This window comes from Martinezella lusitana, from assembly GCF_900094565.1.
GTDB classification, from domain to species: domain Bacteria; phylum Pseudomonadota; class Alphaproteobacteria; order Rhizobiales; family Rhizobiaceae; genus Rhizobium; species Rhizobium lusitanum.
Genome location: NZ_FMAF01000008.1, coordinates 186,506 through 204,899 on the forward strand (window position 1 = coordinate 186,506; position 18,394 = coordinate 204,899).

At 61.7% G+C, this 18,394-nt stretch carries 20 protein-coding genes; 16 read left to right on the forward strand and 4 right to left on the reverse strand.

Annotated elements, in window-relative coordinates:
- Entirely contained in the window at positions 1–369 is a 369-nt protein-coding gene (locus GA0061101_RS18745; protein ID WP_037197323.1) for a YraN family protein, read from the reverse strand.
- Positions 362–1,270 carry a 16S rRNA (cytidine(1402)-2'-O)-methyltransferase gene (gene rsmI, locus GA0061101_RS18750; RefSeq protein WP_037197319.1) on the reverse strand — a complete coding sequence of 303 codons (909 nt, stop codon included), beginning with the start codon at positions 1,268–1,270 and terminating at the stop codon, positions 362–364. The genes GA0061101_RS18745 and rsmI overlap by 8 nt, the downstream gene beginning before the upstream one ends.
- Positions 1,271–1,521: 251 nt before the next feature.
- Between rsmI and dnaN the strand changes: the two genes are divergently transcribed.
- The 7 genes from dnaN (at position 1,522) to GA0061101_RS39445 (ending at position 6,546) form a co-directional block, all read left to right on the forward strand.
- Positions 1,522–2,640 carry a DNA polymerase III subunit beta gene (gene dnaN, locus GA0061101_RS18755; protein WP_037197359.1) on the forward strand — a complete coding sequence of 373 codons (1,119 nt, stop codon included), beginning with the start codon at positions 1,522–1,524 and terminating at the stop codon, positions 2,638–2,640.
- Between the two features lie 161 nt (positions 2,641–2,801).
- The gene (gene pmtA, locus GA0061101_RS18760; protein WP_037197318.1) at positions 2,802–3,395 is read left to right on the forward strand and encodes a phospholipid N-methyltransferase PmtA; all 594 of its coding nucleotides are present in this window, start codon (positions 2,802–2,804) and stop codon (positions 3,393–3,395) included.
- Positions 3,396–3,404: 9 nt separating this feature from the next.
- Positions 3,405–3,992 carry a histidine phosphatase family protein gene (locus tag GA0061101_RS18765; RefSeq protein ID WP_092574460.1) on the forward strand — a complete coding sequence of 196 codons (588 nt, stop codon included), beginning with the start codon at positions 3,405–3,407 and terminating at the stop codon, positions 3,990–3,992.
- Between the two features lies 1 nt (position 3,993).
- Complete coding sequence (gene pyrF / locus GA0061101_RS18770) at positions 3,994–4,686, forward strand: orotidine-5'-phosphate decarboxylase (protein WP_037197316.1); 693 nt, start codon at positions 3,994–3,996, stop codon at positions 4,684–4,686.
- Between the two features lie 27 nt (positions 4,687–4,713).
- The gene (locus GA0061101_RS18775; RefSeq protein ID WP_037197315.1) at positions 4,714–5,001 is read left to right on the forward strand and encodes a DUF1330 domain-containing protein; all 288 of its coding nucleotides are present in this window, start codon (positions 4,714–4,716) and stop codon (positions 4,999–5,001) included.
- A gap of 111 nt (positions 5,002–5,112) precedes the next feature.
- Positions 5,113–6,093, forward strand: a complete 981-nt coding sequence (locus tag GA0061101_RS18780; RefSeq protein WP_037197314.1) for a complex I NDUFA9 subunit family protein — start codon at positions 5,113–5,115, stop codon at positions 6,091–6,093.
- A 288-nt stretch (positions 6,094–6,381) separates the two neighbouring features.
- On the forward strand, positions 6,382–6,546 hold the full coding sequence (locus tag GA0061101_RS39445; protein ID WP_037197313.1) for a hypothetical protein: 165 nt from the start codon (positions 6,382–6,384) through the stop codon (positions 6,544–6,546).
- 71 nt (positions 6,547–6,617) lie between these two features.
- Here GA0061101_RS39445 and GA0061101_RS18790 read toward each other — a convergent pair whose 3' ends face one another.
- Positions 6,618–7,418 carry an undecaprenyl-diphosphate phosphatase gene (locus GA0061101_RS18790; protein WP_037197312.1) on the reverse strand — a complete coding sequence of 267 codons (801 nt, stop codon included), beginning with the start codon at positions 7,416–7,418 and terminating at the stop codon, positions 6,618–6,620.
- 150 nt (positions 7,419–7,568) lie between these two features.
- On the opposite strand from GA0061101_RS18790, the gene GA0061101_RS18795 reads away from it, so the two are divergent.
- The 5 genes from GA0061101_RS18795 (at position 7,569) to GA0061101_RS18815 (ending at position 12,573) form a co-directional block, all read left to right on the forward strand.
- Positions 7,569–8,261, forward strand: a complete 693-nt coding sequence (locus tag GA0061101_RS18795) for a glutathione S-transferase family protein (protein ID WP_037197311.1) — start codon at positions 7,569–7,571, stop codon at positions 8,259–8,261.
- Positions 8,262–8,273: 12 nt separating this feature from the next.
- Positions 8,274–9,431 carry a tRNA epoxyqueuosine(34) reductase QueG gene (queG, locus tag GA0061101_RS18800; RefSeq protein ID WP_092574461.1) on the forward strand — a complete coding sequence of 386 codons (1,158 nt, stop codon included), beginning with the start codon at positions 8,274–8,276 and terminating at the stop codon, positions 9,429–9,431.
- Positions 9,431–10,303 (forward strand): SDR family oxidoreductase, encoded by an 873-nt coding sequence (locus tag GA0061101_RS18805; RefSeq protein ID WP_092574462.1) that lies wholly within the window; start codon positions 9,431–9,433, stop codon positions 10,301–10,303. The genes queG and GA0061101_RS18805 overlap by 1 nt, the downstream gene beginning before the upstream one ends.
- 398 nt (positions 10,304–10,701) lie before the next feature.
- Positions 10,702–11,070 carry a septal ring lytic transglycosylase RlpA family protein gene (locus tag GA0061101_RS18810; RefSeq protein WP_037197308.1) on the forward strand — a complete coding sequence of 123 codons (369 nt, stop codon included), beginning with the start codon at positions 10,702–10,704 and terminating at the stop codon, positions 11,068–11,070.
- A 213-nt stretch (positions 11,071–11,283) separates the two neighbouring features.
- The gene (locus GA0061101_RS18815) at positions 11,284–12,573 is read left to right on the forward strand and encodes an RsmB/NOP family class I SAM-dependent RNA methyltransferase (protein WP_092574464.1); all 1,290 of its coding nucleotides are present in this window, start codon (positions 11,284–11,286) and stop codon (positions 12,571–12,573) included.
- Positions 12,574–12,580: 7 nt separating this feature from the next.
- Here the strand turns inward: GA0061101_RS18815 and GA0061101_RS18820 are convergent, their stop codons facing one another.
- Complete coding sequence (locus tag GA0061101_RS18820; RefSeq protein WP_037197305.1) at positions 12,581–13,084, reverse strand: HPP family protein; 504 nt, start codon at positions 13,082–13,084, stop codon at positions 12,581–12,583.
- A 217-nt stretch (positions 13,085–13,301) separates the two neighbouring features.
- Between GA0061101_RS18820 and GA0061101_RS18825 the strand changes: the two genes are divergently transcribed.
- From GA0061101_RS18825 to GA0061101_RS18840, 4 genes are read left to right on the forward strand one after another with little or no spacing between them, the layout of a single operon-like run.
- Complete coding sequence (locus GA0061101_RS18825) at positions 13,302–14,588, forward strand: imelysin family protein (RefSeq protein WP_037197303.1); 1,287 nt, start codon at positions 13,302–13,304, stop codon at positions 14,586–14,588.
- A 45-nt stretch (positions 14,589–14,633) separates the two neighbouring features.
- The gene (locus GA0061101_RS18830) at positions 14,634–16,193 is read left to right on the forward strand and encodes a di-heme oxidoreductase family protein (protein WP_092574465.1); all 1,560 of its coding nucleotides are present in this window, start codon (positions 14,634–14,636) and stop codon (positions 16,191–16,193) included.
- Complete coding sequence (locus tag GA0061101_RS18835) at positions 16,193–17,302, forward strand: imelysin family protein (RefSeq protein WP_092574467.1); 1,110 nt, start codon at positions 16,193–16,195, stop codon at positions 17,300–17,302. The genes GA0061101_RS18830 and GA0061101_RS18835 overlap by 1 nt, the downstream gene beginning before the upstream one ends.
- Before the next feature lie 5 nt (positions 17,303–17,307).
- Positions 17,308–18,393, forward strand: a complete 1,086-nt coding sequence (locus GA0061101_RS18840; RefSeq protein ID WP_092574469.1) for a DUF1513 domain-containing protein — start codon at positions 17,308–17,310, stop codon at positions 18,391–18,393.
- The last annotated feature ends 1 nt before the right edge of the window (position 18,394 follow it).

Genomic DNA, 18,394 nt, shown 5'->3' on the forward strand with positions numbered 1-18,394 from the left:
TCAAAAGGCATCCGGAAAATGCCGCGGCCAGCGTCCGGGCAGCATGGCGACGATGTCGTAGCGTTGCGACAGACGGGCGAAATCCGGTTGCCGCGCCAGCCAGAGGTCGCTGGCGGCGCGGATGCGCTTTTGCGAAGAGAAGGAAACGGCGTCGATCGCCTCCTGCGCGCCTCGCCTGGACTTGACCTCGACGAAGACGGCGAGATCGCCCTTGCGGGCCACGATGTCTATCTCTCCGAGCTTGGTGCGATGACGGACGGCCAGGATGCGATAACCTTTGAAGAGCAGAAAGGCCGCCGCCAGATATTCGGCCACATGGCCGCGGCGCCAGGCTTTTCGCCGTTTCAGCCTTTCGCCCGGCTCACCCATGCGGCCCCTTCATGTCGAGAAGCCGTTGATAAAGCTCCTTGCGCGGCAGGCCGGTCAGCCGGGCGGCTTCCGCTGCGGCCTTCGCCGTCGGCATTGTTCCCGCGAGGTCGGCAAGGATGGCATCGACATCAGCCTCGGCCGTCACGCTCTCCGCCGGCGGGCCGACGAGCCAGACGATTTCGCCCTTGACGTTGTCGACCTTGTCGTAAAAGGCGGCGAGGTCGGCGAGCGACCCGCGGCGGAATTCCTCGAAGGTCTTGGTGAGCTCCCGGCAGACGGCGGCTGGGCGTTCGGCCCCGAGCACATCGGCGGCGGCGGCAAGCGTGGCGGCGATACGATGCGGCGATTCAAAGAAGATGAGGGTCGCGGGGATGCCCGCAAGCTCCGCCAGCCGGTCCCTCTTGCCCTTGTCTTTCGCTGGCAGAAAGCCGGCAAAAAAGAAGGCATCGTTGGGCAGGCCGGAGCCGACGAGAGCCGCCAGCGGCGCCGAGGCGCCCGGAATCGGAACGACCTTGTATCCCGCCTCGATGGCTTGCCGGGCCAGCCTATAGCCGGGATCGGAGACGAGCGGTGTGCCGGCGTCGGAGACCAGCGCCACTGAACGGCCGGCCTCCAGCGCCTGCAGCAGACGCGGCCCTGCTTCATCGGCATTGTGCTCATGATAGGCATAAGGCCTGTTCTGGATGCCGTAGCGATCGAGCAGGACGCGGGTGACGCGGGTATCCTCGCAGGCCAGAACATCGGCGCCCGCCAGCGTCTCCAGCGCCCTCAACGTGATATCGCCGAGATTGCCGATCGGCGTGGCGACAAGGTAGAGCGCCGGTTCGAGAGGACGGGCTGGAACCGTGGTATTATGCAGGCGGAAACTGCGCGCCCCGCCGCTTGAATGGTCTTCGTTCATGCCTGTCCTGAATTCGCCTCGGATTCATCGCCTTTATGGGCGAGGCTCGGCCCGACGGCAAGAGCGGTGCAAATCCTGTGAGCATTGTCGGCCAAATGTTCAATTGGCACGCGACAAACGCCCCATGCCTCTTGCATTCGCATGCTGAAGTCTGCCATTTTGCCCGTCCAATCTTTCGGGCCTCGTCCGAAAACATGTCATTCGGGCGCTTCGGGCCGCCCGGAAAGTCACGGTCGAAAGCGGTAGCATCCATGCGTATTACAATTGAGCGGTCGAACCTCCTGAAGTCGCTGAACCACGTGCATCGCGTGGTCGAGCGTCGCAATACGATCCCGATCCTGTCCAACGTGCTGCTGAAGGCCGAGGGCGCAAGCCTCGACATGAAGGCGACGGACCTCGATCTCGAAATCACCGAGGCGACGCCCGCCAATGTCGAGCAGGCCGGTGCCACCACCGTGCCGGCGCACCTGCTCTACGATATCGTGCGCAAGCTGTCCGATGGATCGGAAGTGCTTCTCGCCACCAACCCCGACGGCAGCTCCATGACGGTTGCCTCCGGCCGGTCGAAATTCTCGCTGCAATGCCTGCCGGAATCCGATTTTCCGGATCTCACCGCCGGCAGCTTCAGCCATTCCTTCAAGCTGAAGGCGGCGGATCTGAAGATGCTGATCGACCGGACGCAGTTCGCGATCTCCACCGAAGAGACCCGCTATTACCTGAACGGCATCTTTTTCCACACGATCGAAAGCGATGGCGACCTGAAGCTGAGGGCCGTCGCCACCGATGGCCATCGCCTTGCCCGCGCCGATGTCACCGCCCCTTCGGGCTCCGAAGGCATGCCTGGCATCATCATCCCGCGCAAGACGGTCGGCGAGTTGCAGAAGCTGGTGGACACGCCGGATGCGATCGTGACCGTCGAGGTCTCCGACGCCAAGATCCGCCTCACGATCGGGTCCATCGTCATGACATCGAAGCTGATCGACGGCACCTTCCCCGATTACCAGCGGGTCATACCGACCAACAACGACAAGGAAATGCGGGTCGATTGCCAGTCCTTCGCCCAGGCCGTCGATCGTGTGTCGACCATTTCTTCGGAGCGCGGCCGCGCGGTGAAGCTGGCGCTGTCCGACGGTCAGCTGCTGCTGACGGTCAACAATCCGGATTCGGGAAGTGCGACGGAAGAAGTGGCTGTCGGCTACGAGATGGATCCGATGGAAATCGGCTTCAACGCCAAATATCTGCTCGATATCACGGCGCAGCTCTCGGGCGAATCGGCGGTATTCCTGCTTGCCGACGCCGGCTCGCCGACCCTCATTCGCGATACGGCCGGCGACGACGCGCTGTATGTTCTGATGCCGATGCGCGTCTGACGAAACCAAAGCGCCCTTTCATGCGTTTCTCAGACGCAAAGGGTGCTTTTATTTTTTCCTTTGTGGATTGCGACATTTTCTCTTGTTATTGCGTCATCGCATTGCAAGATTCGCGATAAGCGGTATGTAAGTCGCGACCATAACATCTGGTGGGGGAGAGCATGGCGTTGCGTCTCAAGGAACGGCTGGGCAAGAAATTCGACGAGGAGATCCGTTTCTTCAAGGGCATGATGCAGGGGCCGAAGACAGTCGGTTCGATCGCCCCGACGTCCTCGATCACCGCCCGTAAGATGGCGAGCATCATCAACACGCAATCCGGGCTGCCGGTGCTGGAATTAGGCCCGGGTACGGGAGCCATCACCAAGGCAATCCTGGCGCGCGACGTTGAGCCCCAGAACCTCGTCGCCATCGAATATTCCACCGACTTCTACAATCACCTCGTCAAGCTCTATCCCGGCGTCCATTTCATCAATGGCGATGCCTTCGATCTCGACAAGACGCTCGGCGTCCTGCGCGGCCAGACGTTCGATTCCGTCGTGTCAGGCATTCCGCTCCTTAATTTCCCGATGCAGGCGCGTGTCGCGCTGCTGGAGAGCCTGCTGGACCGCATGCCGCCTGGCCGTCCCGTCGTGCAGATCTCCTATGGGCCGGTCTCGCCGATCATCGCCAGGCCGGATCGCTATCACATCCGCCACTTCGACTTCATCGTCCGCAATATTCCGCCGGCCCAGCTCTGGATCTACAGCCGCGGTTGAGGCAATCCCATGTACGCCCTCTATGTCACGCACCCCCAGGTGCGCATCGACCCGGACATTCCCGTGCCGCAATGGGGACTTTCCGAGATCGGCGCGGCAAGAGCACGCTTGGCGGCGACACACCCCTGGGCGCACAGGCTCGGCCTGATCGTCTCCAGCGGCGAACGCAAGGCGATAGAAACAGCCGAAATTCTCGCGGCCACAAGCGGTGCATCGGTCGAAATCATCGAGGCCATGCATGAAAACGACCGCAGCGCCACGGGCTTCCTGACCCCGCCGGAATTCGAGAAGGCGGCGGACTGGTTCTTTGCCCATCCGCACGAGAGCTTCAAAGGCTGGGAGCGCGCCATCGATGCGCAGGCGAGGATCGTCTCCAATGTCGATGCCGTACTTTCGCGGCATGATCCGCAGGTGCCGATGGCCTTCGTCGGGCATGGCGGCGTCGGCACGCTGCTGAGATGCCATCTGGAAGGAAAGCCGATCGCGCGGCAGGCCGATCAGCCTCCCGGCGGCGGCAATCTTTTCTGTTTCGATCTTGCGAAGCGTGTCGTCTCATGCGACTGGACACCCATGGAAGATTGGATGGGATGGGCTTGAGATGACCGCACGCGACCGCTTGATCGTTGGACTGGATGTCCCAAACCTTCCGGAGGCCGAAAAAGTGGTCGGCGCCCTCGGCGACGATATCCTCCACTACAAGATCGGCTATCAGCTCGCCTTTGCCGGCGGCCTGGAATTCGCGCGCGATCTCGCCGCCGACGGCAAGAGGATCTTCCTAGATATGAAGCTGCTCGACATCGACAACACGGTGGCCTCCGGCGTCGAGAACATCGTCAAGATGGGCATGTCGATGCTGACGCTGCATGCCTATCCAAAGGCAATGAAAGCGGCCGTCGCCGCAGCCAAGGGATCGGATCTTTGCCTGCTCGGCGTCACCGTGCTGACGTCGATGGACGAAGAGGATCTGATTGCCGCCGGCTATGAATATGATCCGCATACGCTGGTGCTGCGCCGCGCCGAGCAGGCGCGTCTCGCCGGCATGGGCGGCATCGTCTGTTCGGCCGAGGAGGCAGCCGCCGTGCGCAAGATCATCGGCCCGGACATGGCGCTGGTAACTCCCGGCATCCGGCCTGATGGTAGCGACAAGGGCGACCAGAAGCGTGTGATGACGCCGGCCGCCGCCATCAAGGCCGGCTCGAGCCATCTCGTCGTCGCCCGGCCCATCGTCAAGGCAGCCGATCCCAAGGAGGCGGCCCGGGCCATCCTCGCCGAGATCGACGCCGCACTCTAGATCATTACGGGAAACAGGGAGGCAAATATGGCAAAGGGATACTGGATTGCACGCGTCGATGTTCGCGACCTCGAGCGCTACAAGGACTACGTCGCCGGCGCCAAGCCGGCTTTCGAGAAATACGGCGCGAATTTCCTTGCCCGTGGTGGTGCATTCACCCCGCTTGAGGGGCAGGCCCGCGGCCGCAACGTCGTCATCGAATTTCCGTCGCTGCAACATGCCGTCGATTGCTACAACTCGCCGGAATACCAGGCGGCCGCCAAAATCCGCCATGAAGTAGCGGATGCGGAAATGGTCGTCGTCGAAGGGATTTGATCCCTTCGAAATGTGACGCTGCGATGCAGCGCGATAGCACTTCACCTCGGCGCTCCGATCGGTTAAGACGAAATCAGATCAGCCCAATCAAAGCCTTTCGAGGAGCCTGCCATGACCCTGTCCGACCTCCCGCCGCTCGTTACCGTGTTCGGAGGATCAGGCTTCATCGGGCGGCATGTGGTGCGCACGCTTGCCAAGCGTGGCTATCGCATCCGCGTCGCCGTACGCCGTCCCGACCTTGCCGGTTTCCTGGTGCCGGCCGGTAATCTCGGCCAGATTTCGATCGTCCAGGCCAATGTGCGCTATCGCAATTCCATCGACCGCGCCGTCGAAGGCGCGCAGCATGTCGTCAACTGCGTCGGTATCCTGGCCGAAAGCGGCCGCAACACCTTCGACGCCGTGCAGGAATTCGGCGCCAAGGCCATCACTGAGGCCGCGCGCGGCGTCGGCGCTTCGCTGACGCATATTTCCGCGCTCGGCGCCAATGCCAATTCCGCTTCGGCCTATGCCCGCACCAAGGCCCGCGCCGAGGCAGCCATCCTGTCGATAAAGCCGGATGCAGTGATCATGCGGCCTTCGATCGTCTTCGGACCTGAAGATGGCTTCTTCAACAAGTTCGCCGATATGTCGCGCACGGCACCCTTCCTGCCGCTGATCGGCGGCGGCGAGACCAAATTCCAGCCTGTTTACGTCGAAGATGTCGCCGAGGCCGTTGCGCGCAGCGTCGACGGCAAGCTGAAGGCCGGCACGACCTACGAACTGGGCGGCCCGGAAGTGCTTACCTTCCGCGAATGTCTCGAGACCACGCTGTCCGTCATCAACCGGAAGAAGACGCTCGTCTCGATCCCGTTCGCCGTCGCCTCGCTGATCGGCTCGATCGCGTCGCTGGTGCCGCTCATCACGCCGCCGATCACGCCAGACCAGGTCACGCTGCTGAAGAGCGACAATGTCGTTTCCAAGCAGGCCGAGGCGGAAGGACGGACGCTGAAGGACATCGGCCTGCTGCCGACGCTGCTCATCTCCGTGCTGCCGTCCTATCTGGTCCGCTATCGTCCGCAGGGTCAGTTCACCGGCTCGGGCAAAGCAGCCTAACGATTCGGCCATTCCACGAAATTCACGCGCCGCCCGGCTTTGCCGAGCGGCGTTTTTTATTGCTCCTTAACGGCAGAAACCTGCTCCAGCAGGCTGGCAGAGCACCGTCATTCACAGCTCAGCGTTGCTCAAAAGACGCAGTGTGGAAATAGTAGCATTAACGTCAAATTTAATATGAACATTTATTGCTATTGCTCATTCCACTGACTAACACAACCGCGCGTCTCAGGCTTGGACAGTGAGCTGGTCTGAGGGGCGCTTCACACTTCTGCGGAAAGGCATTCTTCGATGGGTAAGTCTATCGCGCTTTTGTTTGCGTGCGCGGCATTGGTGATTCTCGCCGGATCCTTCATGGCCCGCGGCAGCATCGCCTCAGTGAAGGGCGAATGTGCGCCGGCCTATGGCGTCGACCCCTGCACGACAGGCTCCATCGGCGCTTCCTCGTCGAACTGATCGAGCATGAAAAAGGCCGGTTCTCACCGGCCCCCATCTTTCTCCAGGATTGCGACGTCAGTCCGTCCGTATTAGCCGATCGTGTAAAGTCCGATCAGGCCGAGGGTGCCGACGGCAATGCGCCACCATGCAAAGGGGGCGTAGCCGCGGCGTGAGACGAAGTCGAGCAACGCCCGCACGACGAGCAGCGCCGATATGAAGGCGGTGACGAAACCGATGACGATCAGCAGACCCTGGTCCGTGCTGAGATCATGTCGGCTCTTCCAAAGATCCAGCGCAAAGGCGCCCGCCATGGTGGGCATGGCGAGGAAGAAGGAAAATTCTGCGGCCGATCGCTTGTCGGCTCCGAGCAACAAGGCGCCGACGATGGTGGAGCCCGAACGCGACGTTCCCGGAATCATTGCCAGGCACTGGAAGAAGCCGATCTTGATCGCCATCGGCCAGGAGAACTCATAGGCGCTGGTATATTTGGGCTTGAACTGGATCTTGTCGATGACGAGCAGCACAATGCCGCCGAGGATCAGCGAGATACAGATAAGCTGCGGTGAATCAAACAGAACGGTCTTGATGAAGTCATGCGCGAGCGCGCCGATGACGGCAGCCGGCAGGAAGCCGAACAGAACAGCCAGCACGAAATGGCGGGCCTTGACGCTCACAGGCAGCGCCTTGGCGATTTGAACGAGGCGATTGAAATAGACAAGCAGGATGGCGAGAATCGCACCGAGCTGGATCAGAACGTCGAATGTGGCGGCTTCCTTGAAGCCGAGGAAGTGTCCGAGCAATATCAGGTGGCCGGTGGAGGAGACGGGAATGAACTCCGTAAGCCCCTCCACAAGACCCAAAACCAGCGCGATAATAATTTGTTCAGCCATATCGTGTCCTTTGTCAAACGGCAGGGCGGCCCGATTCGCTTGTGCAAACTAGGCCAAGCTCCTATAGCTTCAACCCATGACAAATGACTAGGGCCGCAGGATCGCGACCCGAAAAACTCCGTAGCACCAATTGGAAACACCCGAGTATCAATGCCGACGCTGTATCATCACCCAATGTCATCTTCTTCACGGTTCGTCCGTCTGATCCTGACCGAATATGGCTATCAGACGGAGCTGATAGAGGAGCAGACATGGGAAAAGCGCCGCGACTTCCTGGCGCTCAATCCCGCGGGAACCCTGCCCGTCTATGTCGATGACAGCATGAGGGCGCTCTGTGGCGCGACTGTCATTTCCGAATATCTCGACGAGACGCACGGCGTCCTGAAGCGGGATCGCCGCCTTCTGGCCGAGGATCCGTTTCAGCGCGCCGAGATTCGCCGGCTGACGGAATGGTTCATGCAGAAGATGGAACAGGACGTGACGCGGCCTCTGACGCGCGAGCGCGTCTTCAAGCTGCAGATGACCGCGGACCAGGGCGGCGGCGCACCCGATTCCAAGGTGATGCGCATGGCGCGCGGCAATATCCGCCAGCATATGAAGTATCTTTCCTGGCTTGCGGGCTCCAGGCAGTGGCTCGCCGGTGAGCGGCTGAGCTATGCCGATCTGGCAGCCGCCGCCTCGATTTCCGTGCTCGACTATCTCGGCGAGATCGACTGGACGGAATCGCCGGTCGCCAAGGAATGGTATCAGCGGCTGAAGTCGCGTCCGTCCTTCCGACCGATCCTGGCGGAGCGCGTACGCGGTGTAACTCCGGTTTCGCACTACGCCGACCTGGATTTCTAACGAGGGCTAGATATGCCCGAGGATCGTGAAGCGGAAAAAGCCGGCAAGCGACGGCGCGCACTGACCGCCTTTCTGCGCGAAGAGGCAGGCGCCCAAGGCTTTGACCTCTGCCGCATCACGCGACCGGACGCCATCCCCGAAGCAGCCGTCAGGCTCGGCCAGTTCCTGGAACAGGGCCATCACGGCACCATGAGCTGGATGGAGGAGACGCGCGATCGGCGCGGCGATCCGCGCGTCCTCTGGCGTGAGACTCGCTCCATAGCCGTCTTCGGCCTCAATTACGGTCCGGACGAAGATCCGCGCGGCATTCTGGAGAAGACCGACAAGGCAGCAATCTCCGTCTATGCCCGCAACCGTGATTATCACGATGTCATCAAGGGGCGACTGAAGGAGATTGCCACCCGCTTTGCCGCGCGCTCCAAGGAGGACGTAAAAGTCTTCGTCGATACCGCGCCGGTCATGGAAAAGCCGCTGGCGGCCGCAGCAGGGCTCGGCTGGCAAGGCAAACACACCAATCTCGTCAGCCGCACACACGGCTCATGGCTGTTTCTCGGATCGATGTTCACCACGGCCGATCTGGAGCCGGACGAGCCGGAAATCGATCATTGCGGCTCCTGCCGCGCCTGTCTCGATGTCTGTCCGACCGCCGCCTTTCCCGCGCCCTATCAACTCGATGCGCGCCGCTGCATTTCCTACCTCACCATCGAACACAAGGGACCGATCGATCCGCAGATCCGGCCGATGATCGGCAACCGTATCTATGGCTGCGACGACTGTCTTGCCGCCTGTCCCTGGAACAAGTTCGCAAGCGCTGCCTCCGAGATGAAGCTGGTTGCACGCGAAGAGCTGAAGGAGCCGTCGATCGCCTTTTTGCTGACATTGGATGATACGGCCTTTCGCGCCTTCTTCAGCGGCTCGCCGGTCAAGCGCATCGGCCGCGACCGCTTTATCCGCAATGTGCTCATCGCCGCCGGCAATTCCGGCGAACGCGCTTTGATCGAGCTATGCCGCGATCTGGCTAAGGACCCCTCGTCCGTCGTGCGCGGCATGGCCGTCTGGGCGCTGTCGCGGCTGATGACGGCTGGCGAATTTCGCGCATTTGCGGCAGAAAGGGATGACGAGCCGGACGAAGAGGTTCGCGCGGAATGGAAAATAGCGGGGGCGATGTGATGCATGTGGTGATTTTCGGCTGTGGCTACTCGGGGACGGCCATCGCCAAGGCTTTCGCGGGCTCCGGCATTCGCATCACGGGCACCACCCGTTCGGCCGACAAGGCGGAGCTATTGGCCGCGGAAGGCATCGAAGCCTTTGTCTTCGACGGCGAGACGCTCGATCCGGCTCTCCGTGAGGCGATGAAATCCGCAACGCATCTGGTGCAATCGATCGCGCCCGGCAGGGCGGGGGATCCGCTGCTGCGACTGGCGCAGCTCAATTTGCGTGCGCTGATGCCGAAGCTGGAATGGATCTGCTATCTGTCGACTGTCGGCGTCTATGGCGACCACAAGGGCGCCTGGATCAGCGAAGAGACCCCGCTGCATCCGATCGCGGATCGCTCCGTGGAGCGTGTCGAGGCGGAAGACGGCTGGCTTCGCGTCGGCGTAAGGCTCGACTTGCCCGTTGCGGTGCTCAGGCTTTCCGGCATTTACGGCCCGGGTCGCAACGCCTTCAGCAATCTGGAAAAGGGCACGGCGCGGCGGCTGATCAAGGCAAATCAGGTTTTCAACCGTATCCGCGTCGAAGACATCGGCGCCTGCGCGCGGTTCCTGTCGGACCGCAGGCTCGGCGGTATATATAATGTCACGGACGACGAGCCCGCGCCGCCACAGGATATAGTCGCCGAAGCCGCCCGTCTCATGGGTGTCGAACCGCCCCCGGAACAGCCTTTCGAAACGGCCGAGCTCACGCCGATGGCGCGGTCCTTCTATGGCGAGAACAAGCGCGTCTCGAACGCGAAACTACGCGCCCTCGGTTTTGCCTTTCGCTTTCCCGAATACCGCATGTCGCTTGCGGAGCTCTGGTCATCGGGGCGGTGGCGCGGCTAGGAAAACCCGTCTTTCAATCAAGAGGAATCGCATGAAAATTCCTACTTGTCCGCCTCTCCTAGTTCAATTTACTCCACAATTATGGTTAACGACCTCTAAATTGGCCCAAATGCGGCAGCAATTGTGGCAAGGCCGGAAAATTATTTTTCCGATTTTCGTGAACTTATGCGCCGCCGTATGCCGACAAGAATAATTGTTCCATTTTCAACTGATTTTATTAGATTTTTTCCACAAATCGATAAATCCAACTATTAGTCATGTAGTTCGCTTTGCATCACGAATGTTACATATTGTAATATTCCGTGATCAAACCAGGCACTTTTTCGCCATTTTTGGCCGGATTTAAGCCCCGCCGCCTACGCAAGGCGCAAGTTCAACAGCTTGAGGGAAAATTCGGTTTGACGAACATCAGACGTTCTTTGGCAATCGCCGCAACTATATCCGCCTCCTTTGCTCTTCTTTCGACACCGGCATTAGCTTCGAATGGATGCGGAGGCGCCTCATGGTACGGAGGAAGCTCCAAAACTGCGTCCGGGGAACGTATGAGTTCCAGAAACCTTACTGCCGCCCATCGCTCGCTTGCTTTCGGCACGCGTCTCAGGGTCATCAACAAGCACAATGGTCGTAGCGTCGTCGTTCGCATCAACGACCGCGGGCCGTTCATTCGCGGCCGCGTCCTCGACCTTTCCCGCGCCGCGGCCCAGGATATCGGCATGGTCGCCTCCGGCACCGCCAGCGTCTGCTACGAAGTCGTCGCCTCGAAGTAATCGGCGATCAGGCCGGAAGCATAGGGCATTTCGGCACAACGCTTGCTCTCTCCGTCAATCGCGGCTACCACGCGGTTGGGACGTCTCAATAATCCGCCGCCATGTGCGCTATTCGTGCGGATTGATGAGACGTCAGCGACATTTTGGCAGCGCATGCCATTTCCCGACAGCTCCACCGAGTTTCGGGACCATGCGCAAGCAGGAGAGTATTAAATGCGTCTGGGCGGCCGATTGCAGGGGGCCATCGAGGTTCTTGCCGATATCGAAACGCGCAAGCGACCGGTGGCCGACGCCCTGAAGGATTGGGGGCTCGCTCATCGTTTTGCGGGCTCCGGCGATCGGGCCGCGATCGGCAATATCGTCTACGACGCGCTACGCATGCGGCTTTCCCATGCCTGGCTCATGGGCGACGACAGCCCTTCGGCACTTGCCCATGCCGTGCTCTTTCGCCAATGGGGCCTGACGCCCGAGGCGCTGGCTGCCGAACTCGACGGTGACAAATTCGCCCCCGAGGCTCCGAGCGCCGAGGCGCTGGCTGCCTTTGCCGCCCGCAAGCTCGAAGATGCGCCCCGGCACATCCAGGGCGATATCCCCGAATGGGTCGAACCTTCCTTTGAGCGCGCCTTCGGCGAAGACTGGCTCTCCGAAGCGCACGCCCTCTCTGAACGCCCGACGCTCGACCTTCGCGCCAACGCGCTGAAGGCGGACCGCGCCAAGGTGGTGAAGGCGCTCGATCGCGCAGGCGCGCAGGCATCGAAGCTCGCCCGTTTCGGCATCCGTATTCCCGCCGGCGAAGGTGCATCCCGGTTGCCGAACGTCACCGCCGAGCTTTCCTTCCAGAAGGGCTGGTTCGAAGTGCAGGACGAGGGCTCACAGATCGTCGCCGATCTCGTTCTGCCTGAAGAGGGCGACCAAGTGCTCGACTATTGTGCGGGCGGCGGCGGCAAGACGCTCGCCATGTCGGCTGCCATGCACAACAAGGGTCAGGCCCACGCCTATGATTCCGACCGGCGGCGATTGGCGCCGATCATCGAGCGCTTGAAGCGGGCCGGAACCCGCAATGTCCAGGTCCATGACGAGCGCAACGGTTTGTTGCCGCTGCGCGGCAAATTCGACAAGGTTCTGGTCGATGCGCCCTGCACCGGCACGGGCACTTGGCGCCGAAGGCCCGACACGAAGTGGCGGCTGACGCAGAAGAACCTCGACGAGCGTACCAGCCAACAGCAGGAAGCGCTGGCCCAGGCCGGCGAATTCGTCCGCCCCGGCGGCTCGCTGCTCTATGTCACCTGCTCTGTGCTGCCCGAGGAAAACGAAGTGCAGGTGAACCGTTTCGCCAGCCAGAACCCGGATTTCGACGTCGTGGAGGCGTTGAGTTCCTGGGAAAAGCTGTTCGGCAAAGATGCGCCGCGGCCGCGCTCATCCGATGGCAAGACCATTACGCTGACACCTGCATCGACCGATACGGACGGCTTCTTCTTCTGCCGTCTGCAGCGGAAAGCGTGAGGTGAAATCAATCCGCCCGCAGCGGATATTGCTGTCGGGGCGGGATGAGGTGATGCAGCACGGCAATGACGATGAGCAGCAGGCCGCCAAGGCCGACAACGGTGAACAGTGTCCACGCCGACAGATGCGATCCGAATGCCACCAGCGGCACGGCGCCGGCCGGCGGATGCGTCACCCTTAAAATAAGCATCGCGGCGATAGCAAGACCGACAGCGATGGCGGCTGCCCACCAAAGGCCCGGCAGCAGCGCCATGGCGAGGCTGCCGACAATGGCGGCCAGCAGATAGCCACCGAGCACATTGGCAGGCTGCGCCAGTGGGCTCTTCGGCTGGCCGAAGATCAGCACAGCCGTCGCGCCGAAGGGTGCGATCAGCAAGGGAATGCCGGTCGCAATCGCCAGAGCGCCAACGGCGGTCATGCCTGTGATGGCGCCTACACCCGACTTCAGATGCCCCTGCCAATGGCCTTTCGGCTCATGACGGTGAAGGAAATGCTTGAAATGGCGATGCATGAAAGATCTTCGAGACTCAACTGAAATCCACATGCCTGTTTTTTGACCTGCATCTGCCGCTTTTTCAAGCAAATCCATTCCATTCCTGCGGCCTTAACCAATAATTTCCTGCCTTAAAATCGTTCTAAACTAGAGTATTTGACACAAGTTTATTTTTCATACATGAGACAAAATACCAAGTTTTTGACGGTGCCCCCCGCTGTCGTAGGAGAGGAATATGAAACTGAAGATCAATTTTGGCGCCGTGCTCGCGGTGGCCGTTGCCGCAACTGCCGTATCCGGCCTTCCCGCCCTTGCAGCCGCTCCCGAGCCGGCTGCCGTCCTCAAGCATTATGCGGAGGTGGCGCATGCCAAATATCAGGACTCCCTGACGACGGCACAGGCGCTCGACAAGGCGATCAACGCGTTGCTTGCCGACCCCAGCGACAAGACGCTGAAGGCGGCGCGCGCCGCCTGGATCAAGGCCCGCGTTCCCTATGCCCAGACGGAAGTCTATCGCTTCGGCAACTCGATCGTCGACGATTGGGAAGGCAAGGTGAATTCCTGGCCGCTGGACGAGGGGCTGATCGACTACGTCGACGCTTCTTACGGCACGGAAAGCGATGAGAACGCACTCTATGTCGCCAACGTCATTGCCAACAAGACGATCAAGATCAACGGCAAGGATGTCGATGCTTCGCATCTGACCCCGGAATTCCTGTCGGGCACGCTGCACCAGGCTGGCGGTGTCGAGGCTAACGTCGCGACCGGCTACCATGCCATCGAGTTCCTGCTCTGGGGCCAGGACCTGCACGGCACCGGACCGGGCGCCGGCGAACGCCCCGCCACCGATTACGACTTGAAGAATTGCACGCACGGCAATTGCGACCGCCGCGCGGAATATCTGAGATCCGTTTCGACGCTTCTTGTCTCGGACCTTCAAGACATGACGGCCAAGTGGGCACCGGACGGCGAAGCCACCAAGCATGTCGAAGCCGATCCGAAGGCTGGCCTTACCACCATCCTGACCGGCATGGGCTCACTCTCCTACGGTGAACTTGCCGGCGAGCGCATGAAGCTCGGCCTGCTGCTTCACGATCCGGAAGAGGAGCAGGATTGCTTCTCCGACAATACCTATAACGAGCACAATGGCGACGCCATCGGCATCGCCTCTGCCTATACCGGCAACTATACCCGTGTCGACGGCACCAAGCTGAAAGGCCCGTCGCTGCACGATCTGGTCAAGGCCAAGGACGCAGCGCTCGACAAGGAGACCGAGGGGAAGCTCAACGCTACCCTTGCAGCCATGAAGGCGCTGGTGCATCGCGGCGAGACGGTCGAGAAATACGACCAGATGATCGGCGAAGGCAACAAGGAAGGCAATGCCACCGTGCAGAAGGCCATCGATGGCCTGCTCGACCAGACGAAGAGCATCCAGCGCGTCATTGCCGCTCTCGATCTCGGCACGATCAAGCTTGAAGGTTCGGACAGCCTGGACAATCCTAACTCTGTCTTCAAGAAGTAATAAAGGAGGGCGGCGGCGCGACAAGACGCTGCCGCCCTGACACCCATGACAAACATCCCGGCCAACCGCGCCCTTTTGCCCGCCCTCGCTGCGGGTTTTTTGGTTTTTTCGATCACCCTGGCCGTTGCCGGCATCCTCGACTTTCCGACGACCCGCGGCGATCTTTCCGCCGAGCAGCTGAACCGGGTGCGCGACGTCACGCGCGCGACCACGGATTTTTCGAAGGCCGAGGCCTATGAGGCGATGCAGGGCGGGGCGGCTACATCGATCGATCCCGTCCATCGCGATATCTTCTCGCAGCCCTCGGCCAATCTCGGGCTGGAGCGCGGCGAGAACTTCCACTTAGGCAACGCCCTCTTTCGCAAGCTCTGGGTCTCGGCCCCCTCCTCCACGCAGGCTTCCGACGGTCTCGGGCCGCTGTTCAACGCCCGCTCCTGCCAAAGCTGCCACATCCGCGATGGTCGCGGCCATCCGCCGGAGGCCACCGGAGCCGCCGCGACCTCGATGGTCCTGCGCCTGGCGCGGTCTGCCGCCACGCCGGAAGAGGAGCAGGCCGCCAAGGATTTCCGCGCGCTCAACTTTCCGGATTCGACCTATGGCAAACAACTGCAGGATCTAGCCGTGCCCGGCCTTGCCGCCGAAGGCAAGGTGACGGTGAGCTATGTGGAAGAGACAGTGACGCTCGCGGGCGGCGAGACAGTGACGTTGCGCAAGCCACATTACGGCGTGACCGATCTGGCCTATGGACCGCTGGATCCGACGACGACCCTCTCTCCTCGCATCGCGCCGCCGATGATCGGCTTGGGCTTGATCGAGGCCATTCCGGAAGCCGATATCCTTGCCAATGCTGATCCGGACGGCAAGGACGGCACGGGCATTCGCGGTCGCCCCGCCATCGTCCGCGACCACCGCACTGGCCAGATGGCGCTCGGGCGCTTCGGCTGGAAGGCCCAGAATGCCACGGTGCGCGACCAGGTGGCGGACGCCTTCTCGGCCGATATCGGCATTTCCACGCCGGACCGGCCGAATCCCTACGGCGATTGCACGTCCAAGGAACCGCGCTGCCTTGCCATGCCGAACGGCGTGCAGAAGCGCCTGGGCGATACCGAAGCACCGGATCCGATCCTTGCCCTCGTCACCTTCTATTCCGAAAATCTTGCCGTGCCCGCCCGCCGCAAGGCGAGCTTTCCCGATGTGCTGCACGGCAAGGAGATGTTCTATCGTTCCGGCTGTGCCGCCTGCCACACGCCGAAGTTCGTCACCCGCGACGACATCAAGGGCAGCGATGGCAAGGACTCACCGCAGGCATTCCAGCTGATCTGGCCCTATTCCGATTTCCTGCTGCATGACATGGGCGAAGGCCTTTCCGACGGCCAGCAGGTGGGTGTGGCCTCCGGCCGCGATTGGCGCACCCCGCCGCTCTGGGGTATAGGCCTCACCCAAACGGTGAGCGGCCAGCAGGCCTATCTGCATGACGGCCGCGCCCGCACCTTGACCGAAGCCATCCTCTGGCATGGAGGAGAGGCGGAAAAAGCCCGCAACGCATTCGCCGACCTTTCGACGGACGATCGGCAAGCCCTCATCAACTTTCTGGAGTCTCTTTGATGCGCCACTGGAAACGTCTCGCAGCTAGCCTTCTCTTCACCGTCTCGGCGTTATCAGTCCATGCGCAGGACGCGACGGCCAATGGCGCCGGCCTGAACGAAGCGGCCGTGCCTGCAACCCTGCGGAAGGCAGTGGACGATGTCATTCGCCCCGGCTATCGCGCCATGCATGACTCGGCCTCGAAGCTGACCGTGGCGATGAAGGCGCTTTGCGCCGATCCCACTGCCGCCACGCTCGCCAGCGCCCAATCGGCCTTCGGCGACACCGTGAAGAGCTGGTCGCGCATCGAAATCGTCGATACCGGCCCGATCATCGACAAGAACCGTTTCGAGCACATCCTGTTCTATCCAGACCGCAAGGGTGTTGGCCTCAAGCAGGTGCAGGCGTTGATCGCCAAGGCGGACGAGAAGGACGCGACGGTCGAGGCCGTTGCCGGCAAGAGCGTGGCGCTGATGAGCATGACGGCCCTGGAATATGTGCTCTACGGCACCGGTTCGGACGTCCTCGCCAGCCAGAAGCAGGGCTTCCGCTGCCGCTATGGCGCGGCCGTCGCCGGCAATATCGAAAACACGGCCAAGGAAATCGCCGACGAATGGGATGCACCCGATGGCGTGCAGAAATCCTGGAAGTATCCGGGCAAATCCAGCGATGATTTCATGGACAACAAGGAAGCGGTCACGGCGCTGCTCGGCATCCTCGTGCATGGTGCGGCCAACGTCCGCGACCAGCGGCTGGAGAGCTTCTACAAGGGCGATCCCGCCTCTGCGCGGCCAAAGATGGCGATCTACTGGCGCTCCGCCAACACCTGGACGTCGTTCACCGGCAATGTCGAGGGTTTGAAGGCGCTCTGGGAAAAGGCCGATATGGCAAGCCTGCTGCCAGCGGACAAGCGCGACGCCGCCGCCAAGATCGACAGGCTGCTGAACGAGCTTGCGGCGACCGCGCCGACGATCAATCCGGATATCGAAAAAGCGCTTGGCGACGATGCAGAGCGCGCCAAGCTCGACAAGCTGCTTGCCGTCAGCCGCGATCTCACCACCGCCTTCAGCGACGAGTATGGCGGCGCCATCGGCCTTTCGGCCGGCTTCTCCTTCGCCGACGGAGATTAAGGGCGATGCGCAGCGGGCTGATCGACCGGAGAGCTTTCGTTAGAGGTGCGGGGCTGACATTCCTCGCAGCCCTCAAGCCCGGCGCCCTGATGGCCCTGGAGCGGGCCGATGCGGTTTATGCGTCGGGCATCCGCGCCGCCGACGGCTCCTTTGCCGTGGCGACGGTGACCGAGAAGGGCCGGATCATCGATCAGGTGGCCCTGCCCGCTCGCGCCCATGGCATGGCCTTCTCGAAGGCGACGGGCAAGACCGTCGCATTCGCCCGCCGGCCGGGCACCTTTGCGATGATCTTCGATCCCTGGAATAAGGCCGAGCCGATCGTCATCAGCGCAAGGGAAGGCCGGCATTTCTACGGGCACGGTACGTTTTCGCCCGATGGCCAGCTGCTTTATGCGAGCGAGAACGACTTCGACGACAATCGCGGTATCATCGGGCTTTATGATGCCCGCAACCGCTTTGTCCGCATCGGCGAGTACGAGACCTATGGTGTCGGCCCGCACGACATGACCGTCTCGGATGACGGCAGGTTCCTGATCGTTGCCAATGGCGGCATCGAGACGCATCCGGATTTCGGCCGCACCAAGCTCAATCTCGACCATATGGAGCCGTCGCTGACGCTGATCGATGCGGCGAGCGGCCGGCTGATCGAGAAACATGTCCTGCCGCCGCAATATGCCCAGGTCTCCACCCGGCATGTCGATATCGATGCAAGCGGCCGGGTCTGGTTCGCCTGTCAGTATGAAGGCCATCGCAACGACCTGCCGCCGCTCGTCGGCCATTTCGCCAGGGGTGAGGACCTAACCTTCGTCCCCCTGCCCGACGAAACGACCCGCGCGCTCGGCAACTATGTCGGCGCCATCGCCGTCAATCGCGCCGAGAACCTCGTGGGCGTGACGTCGCCGGTCGAGGGGACATCGGTGACGCTCGATGCGAAGACGGGCAAGGTGCTGAAGGTCGAAAGCGTGCCTGATGCGGCGGGCATTGCGCCGGCCAGCCATGGCTTCGCCGTGTCCTCCTATGAGGGCGAGTTCTTGGGCCAGCACAGCGATGTCGCCTGGGATCAGCATATCGTCCGCATCGCCCGCGGCTGAT